Annotated in this window: 13 protein-coding genes; 7 read left to right on the forward strand and 6 right to left on the reverse strand. The window is 73.6% G+C overall.

Annotated features, from left to right (window positions below; all coding sequences use genetic code 11):
- Window positions 1–6: 6 nt before the first annotated feature.
- Genes FHX31_RS31760 through FHX31_RS31785 form a run of 6 tightly spaced genes read right to left on the reverse strand, consistent with a single transcriptional unit; the run spans window position 7 to window position 7,793 of the window.
- Window positions 7–1,182 carry a M23 family metallopeptidase gene (locus tag FHX31_RS31760; RefSeq protein WP_123110627.1) on the reverse strand — a complete coding sequence of 392 codons (1,176 nt, stop codon included), beginning with the start codon at window positions 1,180–1,182 and terminating at the stop codon, window positions 7–9.
- The gene (locus FHX31_RS31765) at window positions 1,179–1,739 is read right to left on the reverse strand and encodes a hypothetical protein (protein ID WP_114919067.1); all 561 of its coding nucleotides are present in this window, start codon (window positions 1,737–1,739) and stop codon (window positions 1,179–1,181) included. The genes FHX31_RS31760 and FHX31_RS31765 overlap by 4 nt, the downstream gene beginning before the upstream one ends.
- Complete coding sequence (locus FHX31_RS31770; protein WP_184977681.1) at window positions 1,736–3,679, reverse strand: MFS transporter; 1,944 nt, start codon at window positions 3,677–3,679, stop codon at window positions 1,736–1,738. Before FHX31_RS31770 ends, FHX31_RS31765 begins: the two co-directional genes overlap by 4 nt.
- Before the next feature lies 1 nt (window position 3,680).
- Window positions 3,681–7,052 carry an ATP-binding protein gene (locus FHX31_RS31775; RefSeq protein WP_184977682.1) on the reverse strand — a complete coding sequence of 1,124 codons (3,372 nt, stop codon included), beginning with the start codon at window positions 7,050–7,052 and terminating at the stop codon, window positions 3,681–3,683.
- Between the two features lie 49 nt (window positions 7,053–7,101).
- A complete protein-coding gene (locus FHX31_RS31780; RefSeq protein ID WP_013288977.1) occupies window positions 7,102–7,464 on the reverse strand; it encodes a hypothetical protein in 363 nt (120 codons plus the stop codon).
- 14 nt (window positions 7,465–7,478) lie between these two features.
- Window positions 7,479–7,793 (reverse strand): hypothetical protein, encoded by a 315-nt coding sequence (locus FHX31_RS31785; protein WP_013288976.1) that lies wholly within the window; start codon window positions 7,791–7,793, stop codon window positions 7,479–7,481.
- 358 nt (window positions 7,794–8,151) lie between these two features.
- Between FHX31_RS31785 and folP the strand changes: the two genes are divergently transcribed.
- The 7 genes from folP to FHX31_RS31820 all read left to right on the forward strand — a co-directional run bounded on the left by folP (window position 8,152) and on the right by FHX31_RS31820 (window position 12,827).
- Window positions 8,152–9,093: a dihydropteroate synthase gene (gene folP, locus FHX31_RS31790; RefSeq protein ID WP_176739758.1), complete on the forward strand. Its 942-nt coding sequence runs from the start codon at window positions 8,152–8,154 to the stop codon at window positions 9,091–9,093.
- Window positions 9,090–9,449 carry a dihydroneopterin aldolase gene (gene folB / locus FHX31_RS31795; protein ID WP_043327897.1) on the forward strand — a complete coding sequence of 120 codons (360 nt, stop codon included), beginning with the start codon at window positions 9,090–9,092 and terminating at the stop codon, window positions 9,447–9,449. Before folP ends, folB begins: the two co-directional genes overlap by 4 nt.
- The gene (folK, locus tag FHX31_RS31800) at window positions 9,446–9,973 is read left to right on the forward strand and encodes a 2-amino-4-hydroxy-6-hydroxymethyldihydropteridine diphosphokinase (protein WP_184977683.1); all 528 of its coding nucleotides are present in this window, start codon (window positions 9,446–9,448) and stop codon (window positions 9,971–9,973) included. The genes folB and folK overlap by 4 nt, the downstream gene beginning before the upstream one ends.
- Window positions 9,974–10,058: 85 nt before the next feature.
- Entirely contained in the window at window positions 10,059–10,547 is a 489-nt protein-coding gene (locus tag FHX31_RS31805) for a DUF3180 domain-containing protein (RefSeq protein WP_085983675.1), read from the forward strand.
- Between the two features lie 114 nt (window positions 10,548–10,661).
- Window positions 10,662–11,888: an ABC transporter permease gene (locus FHX31_RS31810; RefSeq protein ID WP_030273726.1), complete on the forward strand. Its 1,227-nt coding sequence runs from the start codon at window positions 10,662–10,664 to the stop codon at window positions 11,886–11,888.
- A 61-nt stretch (window positions 11,889–11,949) separates the two neighbouring features.
- A complete protein-coding gene (locus FHX31_RS31815) occupies window positions 11,950–12,252 on the forward strand; it encodes a hypothetical protein (protein WP_013288970.1) in 303 nt (100 codons plus the stop codon).
- Between the two features lie 83 nt (window positions 12,253–12,335).
- Window positions 12,336–12,827, forward strand: a complete 492-nt coding sequence (locus tag FHX31_RS31820) for a hypothetical protein (RefSeq protein ID WP_013475006.1) — start codon at window positions 12,336–12,338, stop codon at window positions 12,825–12,827.

Consider the following 12,827-nt stretch of genomic DNA (forward strand, 5'->3'; position numbering starts at 1 on the left):
CCGGCCTCACCCGGTCTCGCCGAGGGGCGCGCCCCGCTTGCGCATGAAGGGCACCGGGTTCTCCGCCCCGTTGCTGGACCGGTCGCCGTTCTTGTGCACCTCGAAGTGCAGGTGCGGGCCGGACGAGTTGCCGCTGCTGCCGGAGATCCCGATGACCTCGCCCGCCTCGACCGCCTGACCCGGCACCACGCGAGGTCGTTCGACCATGTGGCAGTAGCGGGTGATGAATCCGCCGGCGTGCAGGATGTCCACGAACCATCCGCAGCCGCCCTTGTTCGGCCAGCCGTCCCGGTCGCAGTCCCGCCGCCCGGAGCGGTCGGGGTCGCAGCGGGCCACCAGCACCCGGCCCGCCGAGGCGGCGTGGATCGGCGTGCCCTTCGAGGCGGCCAGGTCCACGCCGTGGTGGCTGGGGCGGGCCGTGGTGCGGAAACCGGAGACCACACCGCCGGGCAGCGGCGCGGTCCAGCCGGAGGCGGCGATCCGGTCTCCGGCCGCGGCGTCGCACACCGCCTTGCCGGCGATCTCCACGGTCCGGGCGGCGCCGCCGGCCAGCGCGTCGACGATGGCTCCGGCCAGTTCCTCGTGCTTGGCGTAGGCGTCGGGGTAGGCGCTGACCTGGACTTTCTGGGCGACCACAGTGAGCGGGCGCTGCTGCCAGTCCGGCACCTTCTCCATCTTCTGGTAGAACTTGCGGGCCGCGTACGAGGGCGTCATCCGCTGCTCGACGCTGCCCCACCCGGGCCGCTGCTGGAACAGGCCCAGCGAGTCGTGGTCGGCGCCGACCCCCTCGTGCGGCAGCGCGAGCGACGCCGGCACCGTGCTGTTGGCGAGGTTGCGCAGCGCTGATTCCTGCATCGCGGTGGCCAGCGCGATCACCCAGCCGCGAGCGGGGAGCTTCATGTCCTGGCCGACCTTGATGATGACCGCGGCGTTGCGCAGCTGACGCTCGCCGTACTCGGCGAAGCGCGGCATGTCGCCGGTCAGGTTCACCTGGTAGGTGGGGTCGCAGTTCAGGGCCGCGAGCTTCGGGTCGTCCTCGTCGCCGCCGAGTTCGGTGAGGAGGAAGGCGCCGGCCCCGCCGACACAGCAGAGCAGGGCGAGCACGCTCGTGACGACGGTGGCGACCACGCCCAGGCGCAGCTTCCGGCGGACCTGTCCGGCGACGGCCGGGCCGGCGGTCACGACCGCTCCCAGTCGATCGCGTCCACCAGCCAGGGTCCGTCCGGTGCGACGAGTTCGAGCCGGAGCGTGCCGTTGTCCAGCGGAACCACCGCCTCCACGAAGGACTCGGTGCGGGGCCGGAGCGTCGGGGTGCCTGTGGTCCTCCGTGCGGGCACTGTCTCCGGGTCGGCATCAGTCATCTTCTCGGCCAGCGCCGGGGTGGAGAGCGGCCGCAGGCGGGCCTGCCACGTGTCGCCGCTGCTGCCCGGGCCGCTCAGCCACGCGGTGGTGAACCGACCGGCGACCTGCTCCGGCGTGTCCTCGCCCGGCCGGGTCTTCGGGGCGACCGCAGTGGGCGGGCTGGCGAGCACGCCGTCGTCACCGGCCTCCGGGTCCGTGGTGCTGATCGGCTGGGTGGGGCGGCTGGTCAGGCCGAGGCCCGGATCGCCGGGTCCGGCGACGAGGCGGGCCGCGCCGATCACCCCGAAGACCAGCACGGCGATCATGAGAGCGACCCCGATCCGGGACCGGAGGACCCGGGTGAAGAGGAATTCCAGCGCGCGTCGCACCGGACTCACCGGGCCTCGGAGCGGATGCGCGGCGCCGGCCGGGCCGGTGCGGTGCCGCGGCCCGCCGAGTCCGGCCGGTAGACGGCGTAGGAGGGCGCCTCCTCCGGCACGTCCGGCTCGGTCCAGGTCGACGGTGCGCGCCGAGGGCGGGGAGTGCCGCCGGGACGCTCACCCGGCCGTCCGCTCGCGGGCGCCTCCTCCGGCCTTTCCCGTCCGTCCGGCCGTTCCCGGTCGGCGGGTGTGGCGCTGTGCGCCGGATCCTCGTGCCGGGCCTCCGGCCGGAGGCTGCGCTGGTCGGCCGTGACGGTGCGGCGCTTGCCGATCGCCGGTTCGTTGGTGCCGCCGGGCTCGGCCACGTCCAGCCGTGCGGCGATCCGCATGTCCCGGAAGAACCGGCGGTGCCAGGAGCCGGCCGAGCTGACCGCCTCGCTGCTGTCCTTGCCGCCGAGCTGGGTGATCCGGCGGTACGGCCGCAGCAGCAACCAGCCGACCACACCGCAGAGCCAGACCAGGACCACCTGGAGCCAGCCGGGCAGCGTGGCGGTGTTCATGATCAGGTCGACGGCGAAGAGGTAGATGGCCGCGCCGGTGCCGAAGATGGCGATGTTGAAGACGGCGGCGACCACCGCGTTCGCCAGTCGCCGGAGCCCGGCGCTGGCCGGGCGCATCAGGCCGACGGTGCCGAGGATCGGCGCGGCGATCACCGCCCAGCGGAAGATCAGGAAGCCGAGCAGCACCAGCAGCGACGCGGTGAGGTCGAACATGGCGAACAACACCGAGGCCAGCACCGCGATGAACCCGGCGCCGATCCGGTCCATGTCCTTGGTGCCCTTGAGGTACTCGTACGCCTCCGGGTCCTCGGTCTCGATCTGCTGGGCGACACGGGCCCACTGCTGTTGCTTGGCCTTGATCGTGCCCTCGCGGGTTGCCGGGTTCTGGCGGAGCTTCTCCGACTCCTCCCAGGTGAGGGACTTGGCGTCGTACAGGGCCGGGCCGTACTTCTTCGCGGTCTCGCTGTCCGCCGAACCGAGCACACCGCGCAGCCAGTTCCGGTAGAGCATCGTCTCGGTCGCCGTGTCGCTCGCGCGCACGGCGGGGGGACGGTGATCCTTGCACGCCTGCGGATTTGGGTCGTCACACTGGCCTGGCGGGGTGTCCTTGGTAGACGGGCCGACCGCGTCGTGCACCACGCCCAGCGTGCTGATCAGCGTGTTGTCGGCGATGTTCGCGGACTTGACCGGCCATGCGGCCAGCGCGGTCACCGCCACCATCACCAGCAGCGCCCAGCCCGCGGTGGTCATCGCGTTGCTCATGTCCGACTGGCGGGACCGCCAGAGCAGGTAGAGGCCGACCACGCAGACGGTGATGATGCCGAAGACGCTGAACACCTTCTGGTAGACGGCCTTCGTGGCCTGCTCCACCAGCGGGTCGGCCCAGCTCCACATCGTCCGCGGATCCCAGGCGCGCTCGCGCAGCGCGTTCGAGGCACCGATCACCGCGTTGGCGAACATGAACTCGCCGTTGGCGACCATCGTCGTGAAGCGGTAGTCCGGATGAAGCACGGAGGAAGCGCAGCCGCCGTCGATGTCGTACGTGTTGTAGCTGTACCCGGCGTACCCGTAGTCGCTGTAGAGGCCCTTCGGGCCGGGCTCCTTCGCCGAGTCGGGCCGGGACGCGAACCAGCCGGCCAGGCCCGAGTCCGGCGCGGCGGGCACCGGCGCGTTGCGGCACTCGACCTGGTCCTCGCTGACCGCCTTGAGCCTGCCGACGCAGGACCGGAAATCGGCCTGCCACTCCTTGGTGGTGCACAGCTCGGCGCGCGCCTGGGTGACCGGCGCGGCGGCGTACGCGGGTGTGGCCGCCCCGATCACCGGCCAGGAGATCGTGGCCCCGGCGAGTACGCCGAGCGCGAGGAGGAGCGCCGCGATCCGTGCCCGGGCCCTCGCCATGTCACGCCTCCAGATCAGCCAGGACGGTCGGCAGTATCCCGGCGGCCTGGGCGACCGCGGCGGGGGTGGTGTCCAGGTGCTCCAGCAGCCCGTCGACGTACGACACGTCGACCCGGACCTTCTGCACGCGCCCGTCGACGTCGCGCATGACGAATTCGCGGAAGCCGAGCCGGTTGGCCGATCCGCTGTCCGCCTGGGAGAGCGAGGCGAGTGTGGCCTCGTAACCGTCGTCGACAGGCACCCGCAGCAGGCGCAGCGCCTCGGAGGCGATCTCGCTGTCCTCGGCGATCCGGCCGACGAAGACGGTGGAGACGAGGTTCTGCACGTCGAGTCCGAGGATGTCCTTCGGGTTCTGCGACGCGACGAGCGCTGCCAGGTTCCACTTACGGGAGTCGCGGGCGAGCCGCACCAGGAACGAGCGCCCGGACCGCCAGCCCTCCATGAAGTGCGCCTCGTCGAGGCCGACCAGCTTCCGGGAGGACATCGACCCGCCGTAGCAGCGGCGTACGGCGAGCCGGTGCGCGGTGTGCAGCATCGGCAGCGCGAGCGCCTCCTCGGCCGACCAGTACTCCCGCTCGATCTTGAGGTCGGGGAGCCGCAGACCGGCCATGGTGATGACGGTGAGCGCGGCGTCGGCGCCGAGCAGCCCCTCCGGCGGCCGGCCGAAGAAGAGCATGGCCAGCGGCATCTCGGCGGTGTCGAGCAGCAGGTGCGCCAGTTCGCGCCCGGCGTCGTCGTCGAGCCCCTGGAGGCAGGTCACCACGTCGTCGAGCGTGGAGGTCTCCTCGGCGGGCACCTGGCGTACGGCGTGCCGGAACAGCGTGGCGGTGGACGCCTCCCGGGCCACCTGCGGCGGCACCAGCATCATGCAGATGTCCTGCACCAGCATCCGGCGCTCGGCGCGGGCGTTCGACACGGCGATCTCGAACTCGCGGTCGCCCGCCGGACCGGCGCCGAACTCGCTGCGCAGCGGCGTCGGGATCAGCGCGTACGGCGCGAGCGTGCCCTGTTCCGAGCCGGTCAGGTTGAGCACCCGGGAGTACGGAGCCAGCTCGGGCATGGCGCAGAGGCGGGCCAGCGGGCCGGACGGGTCGAGCAGCGTCACCTGCACGCCGCGGCGCGCGGCCAGGTAGCCGAGCGCGCCGAGCAGCGTCGACTTGCCACCGCCGGGTTCGGCGACGAAGACGGCGAGGCCGGAGCGCTCGCGTACCTCCATCGGGAAGTGCAGGTCGAGGAAGACCGGCCGGCGGCAGGTGCCGGCGGTCCGCCCGATCAGGTCGCCGCGCCGGTCGCCGACTGTGGACGCGGCCTGGGGCAGCGCGGCGGCGAGCAGGTTGACCGGCATCCGCCGGACGTAGCCGGTGTTGGCGATCGGCTCGCCGGGGATGAACTCGCGGGCCAGCCAGTCCTGGTTCTTCGGGTGCTGGAGCGAGATCCGCAGCTCCCGGGAGTAGAGCTGGATGAGCCGCCGGGCCCGTTCCAGGCACTCCTCCCGGGTACGCCCGCCGACCGCGATCCGGTGCCAGCCGTGTGCCCGGGCCGAGTCGACGGGCAGACCGGTGGTCATCTCGTCGCCGATCACCAGCGCGCGCTTGGCCAGCCGTTCCAGCTCGGGCGGGGCGTCGATGCCGTGCTCGGCGTAGTCGAGCTGCTGGGAGCGGATCATCCGGAGCCGGTGTTCGAGGTTCCGGAAGGAGTCGTTGGGGCCGAGGATGTCGACCCGGGTGGACAGCTCCATCGGCCACGGCAGGCGCTCGTGGAAGTGCAGCCAGGGCTCGTGCCGCTCGGGGATCTCCAGCGGCTCCATCCGGCCGACCGCGAGCACGGCGACGTGGCGTTCCTCGCCGGTCATCCGGTTGACCAGCTTCACCGTCGAGCCGTACGGGGTGCGGTAGCGCTCGACCTGCTCGGTGAGGGCCAGCAGGTCGCCGCGTTCCCACCGGCCGTTGGTGATCGGGGACAGGACGCCGGGCGGCGCCATGCACAGCGCCACCGAGCGGTAGAGCAGCCACTCCAGTTCGGGCGCGGTGACCCGGCGCCCGCGCATGCCGAACGCGCCGAGGACCTCGTCGAACTGCTCGACGGTACGGCTCAGCCGGCGCCGCTCGCCGTCGGCGGTGCCCCGCCCGAACGTGCGCAGCAGGCGTTCGGTGAGCGAGTCGCCGAGCGACCGGCGGGCGAACGTGACACCGAGGTAGGTCTGGCCCTCGGCGTGGTTGACCGCCATCAGGTGCCGCTGGGCGGCGACCAGGTGGTCGGCCCAGCCGGTGGTGCCCGGTACGTCGGGCAGCGGCGCGGCGGTGTGCGCGTCGATGGTGCGGGCCCACTCGTCGGCCGGGAAGGGCCGGGTGGTGCGGCGCAGGTGCAGCCGGAACCCGGCGAGTCCGGCGTACTGCTCGGAGATCGCCGAGAGCAGGGCCTCGCGTTCGGCGTCCGGCCGGAACGCCCACCGCACCTCGGGCAGCCAGTACCAGGCGGTGACGGTGTTGGGGGTGAAGGTGAGGTGCCCGGCGATCTCGGTGATGGCCAGCTCGACCGACGGATCCCGGTCGCCGAACTTGATCTTCGGGGCGCGGACCCGGACCGGCTTGGTCGGCCGGTTGCGGCGTTCCGGCGTGCGCTGCCGGGGCGGCGTCACCTCGCGGTGCACAGGACGGCCGACCTCACGCGACGGTGCCGCGCCGGCCGCGAGCGGGTCTGCCGCAGCGAGATCCGGCTCCCGGTATTCGGCGGGCGCGGGGGCGGGGATCTGCGGGGGCGGCGGGAGCGCCGGCTCGGGCTCGGCCGGGGGGCGGAGCGCGGGCAGCCGGTCACCGGCCTGCTGCGGCACCCGGCTACGCGACGGCGGCGGCGGGGCGAGCGCGGCCGGCGGGTCGGGCAGGGGCGGCTCGACCGGCAGCGGCGCGGCGTGCACGGGCTCGGGCCGGGGTCGCCCGACCGCGCGTACCCCAGGGGTCTGCTCGCGGACCGGCGGTTCCGGCTCGGCCCGGGGCGCCGGCTCGACCGGCACGGCGGGCTGGTGCGGGATCGGCAGGGGCTCGCGGCCGACGCCGCGGCGGGGTGGCGCCACCACCGGCTCGACCGGTGCGGGCGGCGTGGACGCGGCGGGCCGCCGGCGGGGCTGCGCACCGCCGAACAGGTCGAGGAAGGGCGAGTCGATGTCGCCGTCGGGGCGTACCGGCTCGCGCGGGGTCATCGGTCGCGGCGGCTGGAACACGCCGACGCGGCTGTGCCCGGGGCTGGTGACGAGCGCGCTGTCGAGGACGACCTCGTCCAGATCCTCGTCCGGTGGGTAGTCGAACGATCGCGCACGGTTACCGTTGGGCCCGGCCGGGCGCCCGGCCGGGGAACCCGGCGTGGAAGAGCGACTCATGCGACCGCCTCACCCGCGTCGTTCGTCTGCACGGTTGTCGTACGCCCGGTCATGCCAGTTCCTCCCGGATCCTGATCCGGCTCGCGACGAGCCGCGGATCCCGCTGCTCGGTGGCCGGTTCCCGGGTGCGTCGCCAGTCGGTCAGCGCGGTCCGGATGACCATGCGCGCGGGCCGGTCCGGGTCGACGTACCGGAAGATGAACGAGGTCGTCACGATCGCCAGCGAGATCTCCCAGGCGGGGAACAGCTCGACCTGGAGCGTGAACAACCAGTGGATGAACATGTAGAGGGGTACGAGCAGCATGAACAGGCCGTACTGGGCGTACGGCAGGTGGACGGGAAGGGTGTACCCGGGCGGCCCCAGGTAGACGAGGCGTGCCCGGTAGATGTCGTCGTCGGTGCGCAGCCGCATCGTCGCCCAGCGCCCTACTCGAAGATCAGGTTGATCAGGTAGTCGCCGACGAAGAAGAGTGTTGCCGCTCCGGCGATGAAGGCCAGGCCGATGATGGCGATGGCCGAGCTGGTCAGCACCTTGGAGATCTCACCCCGGCTGGCCCGGCCGATGAAGATCACCCCGAGGACCGCGAGCAGGATCGGCGCGATCTTGCTGGCGAAGAAGGTGACGACGTTGTCGGTGTCGATGCCCTTCGGTGCCGGCTCGGCGAGTGGAGTCGACGCCAGGGTGTGGAGCGCGTGGTCCACGGCACTGGACGCCGTTGCCATGAGCTCGATGGCGATCACTGGAAACCTCCCCAAGGTCGCGGCCGGCGGCGCCGCGTTGGTGCAAGTAGGCAAGCCTGGCGGGATGGTGCTCGTCAGAGACAGCGCCGTCAACGCTGAGTCCGTCACCCACCACGCAGAGTGGTGAGTTTTGGGGGGATTCTTCCCGCTTCGGCCCTCCCTCCAGGCTTCGCCATCTCGATGCTGGGCAATTCCAAAGCGTACGGCCCGGCCACCTTTGCGACAAGCCGTGAAGAGTCGACCCTCGACGGCCCGGATGACCGATCGTACACCTGTTCCAATGCGCACGTCAGGGGTGCCGCGTCGGGCGCTCGCCCGGTGGCCGGAAGCCCTGCCGGCGAACGGTACTGTCGGGTCCGTGACCGATCTGGTACGGGCGGAGACCCCGGTGGTGATGGGCGTCCTCAACGTCACGCCCGACTCCTTCTCCGACGGCGGCAGATACGCCGATCTGGACGCGGCAGTCGCACACGGGGTGCGACTGCGCGGGGACGGTGCCGACCTGATCGACGTAGGTGGCGAGTCCACCCGGCCCGGCGCCGAGCGGGTCGACGCGGCGACGGAGACCGCCCGGGTGCTGCCTGTGGTCCGCGAGCTGAGCGCCGCCGGCATCCTCGTCAGCATCGACACCAGCCGCGCCCGGGTCGCCGAGGCCGTCCTCGCCGCCGGCGCGTACGTGGTCAACGACGTCTCCGGCGGCCTCGCCGACCCGGACATGGCCCGGGTGGTCCGCGACGCCGGCTGCCCCTGGGTGCTCATGCACTGGCGGGGGCACTCCCGGGGGATGCGGGAGCTGGCCACGTACACCGACGTGGTGGCCGAGGTCCGGGACGAGCTGAGCCGGCGCGTCGACGCCGCGCTCGCCGCCGGGGTGGCCGCCGACCGGATCATCGTGGACCCGGGCCTGGGCTTCGCGAAGACCGCCGCGCACAACTGGGCGCTGAGCGCCCGCCTGCCCGAGCTGGTCGACCTGGGCTTCCCGGTGTTGTTCGGGGCCAGCCGCAAGTCCTACCTGGGCCGGCTGCTCGCCGACCCGGCCGGCGAACCCCGCCCCACCGCCGGGCGGGAGGCCGCGACCGTCGCGACGAGCGTGCTCGCCGTCGCGGCCGGCGCCTGGGGGGTACGCGTGCACGACGTGCGCGGCACCGCCGACGCACTCGCCGTCTGGCGTGCCACCGGCAGCCCCCGGCTCGCCACCGCGACCGGCCCACGGCAAGCGACAGCGCCGCGGACCGCGGCGGCCACCGGCGGCACCCGGCCGGCGGAAGCGGCCACCGGCACGAGCGGAGGCGACAGATGACCGACCGGATCGAGCTGACCGGCCTGCGCGCGCACGGCCGCCACGGCGTGTACGACTTTGAGCGCGCCCAGGGGCAGGAGTTCGTGGTCGACGCGGTACTCGAACTGGACCTGGGCCCGGCCGCGCGCTCGGACGAGGTGACCGACACCGTGCACTACGGCGAACTCGCCGAACGCCTGGTCGCGGTGATCACCGGCGAACCGGTGAACCTCATCGAGACGCTCGCCGACCGGCTGCTCGCGGTCTGCCTGGCCGAGCCGCTGGTGGCCGCCGCCACGGTGACTGTGCACAAGCCGGAGGCCCCGATCCCGCACGCCTTCCGGGACGTCGCCGTCACGATGAGGCGTACCCGATGACCCGGGCCGTGCTGTCGATCGGCAGCAACCTGGGCGACCGCCTCGGCCACCTGCGCGGCGCGGTGGCCGCGTTCGGCGACCGGGTGCTCGTGGTCTCCGGCGTCTACGAGACTCCACCGTGGGGGGACGCCGACCAGCCCGCGTACCTGAACGCCGCGGTGATGGTCGCGGACCCGGCGGCGGCGCCGGAGGACTGGCTGGCCCGCGCCCGGGCCGCGGAGGCGGCGGCCGGGCGCGACCGCGACCCGCAGCGCCGGTACGGGCCGCGCACGCTGGACGTGGACGTGATCGCGGTCTGGGACGACGCCGGCGAGCCGGTGCTCCGCGACGACCCCGAGCTGATCCTGCCGCACCCCCGGGCCCACCTGCGCGCCTTCGTGCTGCGCCCGTGGATCGACATCGAGCCGCACGGCCGGCTGCCTGGGCACGGCTGGCTGACCGATCTGCTCAACGCCGAGCCGCTCGCCGGGGACGCCCTGGAACTGAGCCCGCGACCCGATCTGACGCTAGAGTCGGACACATGACCCGGTGGATCGTGGCCCGGCAGTGGCGAGCTGAGGAGGTGCGGTGAGCACCGACCGCTCCCCGCAGGGGCCCGACCGCTTCCGGATGGGGCCGACCCGGGCCTCCACGCTCGTGGTGGCCGGCCTGGCCGCCGCCGCGGTGGCCTGGCTGCTGATCAGTAGCTTCTACGGCGACCTCGGCTCCGACCTGCCCTGGCTGCCGGTGATCACGCTGGCCGGGCTGGCCGTGCTGGAGGGCTACGCGGCGGTGAACACCCGGGGCCGGATCGAGCGGCGGCCCGGCCGGGAGCCGGTCAACCCGCTGCTGGTCGCCCGGTTCGTCGTGCTGGCCAAGGCGTCGGCGCTGGCCGGGGCCATCTTCGCCGGCTTCTACGCCGGGCTGACCGGCTGGCTGTTCGTGGAACAGACCAACGCGGCCATGAACGATCGGCCGGCCGCGCTCGGCGGCCTCATCGCCGCGCTGGCGCTGGTCGCGGCCGCGCTCTGGCTGGAACGCTCCTGCCGGGTGCCGGAGCAGGAGGACGACGAGGACCGCGAGCCGGGTGACCGGGAGACGCCCCGCGGGCGTCTCTGAGGGTTCCCCCCACCCCGGCCCGGCGGTACCGTCCCTGGCGACCGGAGAGCGACGGCCGCCACCGGTCCGCCCGCCCGTGGGCCGGACGCGGCCACCTGGGGGAGGCGCGAGCCAATGGCGTACGACGATGCGGGCCGGACAGCGCCGCCGGAGACGTCGTCCGGGGTGCCCGCTGCCGTACTGGAGCACGTCTTCGACGACCCGGCCCACGGCGAACCCGGCCGGGACCGGATCGCGGTGCACGTGCTCTGGGAGTTCGTGCTGCTCGCCGGTCTGGTCGCGATGGCCTGGCTGCTCTGGCGGGAGGACTCGGACGCGCTGCGCGGCGGCTCCCTGAAGACGCTGCTCGTCGACGTGGCGGCGCTCGGCCTGCTCACGCTCGCCGCCGGCCTGAGCCTGCGGGCCGGCGCGGTGAACCTGGCGATCGGGCCGGTCGCGCTGGCCGCCGCGCTGCACTTCGCCGAGCAGGGCGACCGGGGCACGCGGGAGGCGCTGCTGCCGGCGCTGGCGATCGCGGCCGCGGCCGGGCTGGCGCTCGCCCTGGCCGTGGTGGTGCTGCACGTGCCCGGATGGGCGGCGAGCCTGGCCGGGGCGGCCGGCGTGATCGTCTACCTGGAACGGCGGACCGCGCCGGTGACGGTGCAGGGCGACTACGACCCGCGCGGCAGCGCGCTGTACTTCTTCGTCGGCTTCGCCGCGGTCGCCGTCCTCGGTGGCCTGTTCGCCGCGATGAAACCGGTACGCCGGCTGATCGGCCGGTTCCGCCCGGTCGCCGATCCGGCCCGGCGGCGCGGCGTGGCGGCCGCCACGGTGACCGCGCTGGCGCTCGTCGGGTCCACCGTGCTGGCGATGCTGGGCGGCGTGCTGATCGCGGCGAACGGAGACGGCCAGGTCGCGCCCGGCACCGGACTGGACTGGACCGTGCTGGCGGTCGGCACGGTCATGCTCGCCGGAACCAGCGCGTACGGGCGGCGCGGCGGCATCTTCGGCACCCTGTTCGCGGTCTGCCTGGTGGTGGTGTTCCTGGCCTGGACCGTGCCGCACGGCTGGACGGTCAGCCGGTGGGCGCTCGGCGGCGCCGTGCTCGGCGTCGGCCTGCTCGTCACCCGGCTGGTCGAGACGTTCGGCCGTCCCCGCCCGGCACCGCCGGGTCCGCTCGGCCCGGTCCGCCCGGCCCGGGACGGCGCGCTGAGCGGCGGCTGGACGATGACTCCGCCGCCCGAGCCGGCCGACGCCTGGCCGTCGGTGCTGCCGGTACGCCAGCACGACACCCCGGTGGAGGCATGGGAGGCCCCGCGCTGGGACAACGAACCCCGGCGCTGGGACGCCGACGACCGCTGACCCCGGCGATGGCCGTGCGTCCGGCGCGCCCGGACTGATCTCTCCGGTTAGGCTCGGCGGCATGACCGAAACTCCTGCCCCCGGCGGCCGCACCTTCGACGAGCTCGACAAGCTCTCCACCGAGGAGCTGCGCGAGCAGGCGTTCAACCTGGCGCGCGACCGCCGCGACGTGGGCTTCTTCTGGTCGGTCCTGCGGCACCTGCCCAACGCCGACGAGGCCGCCGCGCTGGACGGCGCGCCGAACTCGATCGGCCCGACCATCGACGAGGCGAACGCGCTCTGGCGTGAGCTGACCGGGCACGGCTACGACGAGTCCGCGCCGCTGCTGCGCGCCGCCTTCATCGACTACCTGATGAAGCACTGAGGTCGATGACTGCCCGTCGGCCGACGGCTGCCGACCGGTTGCGCAGGTTTGCCCGGCGGGACCGGCCGGGAACTGACCGCCGCATGGCTCTGAGCAACCGCCCCCGCACCGTCCCCCGGTACGGCACGGCCGCCGGCACCGGCACGCTCGCCGCGTTCCTGCTCGTCGCCGTCGGCGGCAGTCCGATGTACGTCGACTGGGCGCAGCGGGGCACCGACCCGACCGGCGCGGGTGGCTGGTTCCTGCGGCTGCTCGCCTGGCCGTTCTGGCGGTGGCAGGCCGACGAGGGCGTGTTCGCCACCAACCTGCGGGCGATCCTGCTGCTCGTGCTTGCGGCGGCACTGCTGTACCTGCTGCCCGGGCCGCAGGTCGACCGGGTGACGTCCTCGGGCAGCCAGTTCCTCTCCGGCTGGGGCGCGTACGCGCTCGCGGGCGGGCTCAGCGCCCTGCTCGCCACGCTCCTCGGCCCGCACGGCTCGCTGTTCGCCGCGTTCCAGGCCGCCAGCACCGGCGTCACGTACGGCTTCTTCGCGGGCTGGATCGTCGGGCTGGCCAGCCTCGGCGGCCGGGCCTGA

Source organism: Micromonospora sp. CNZ286 (assembly GCF_014207755.1).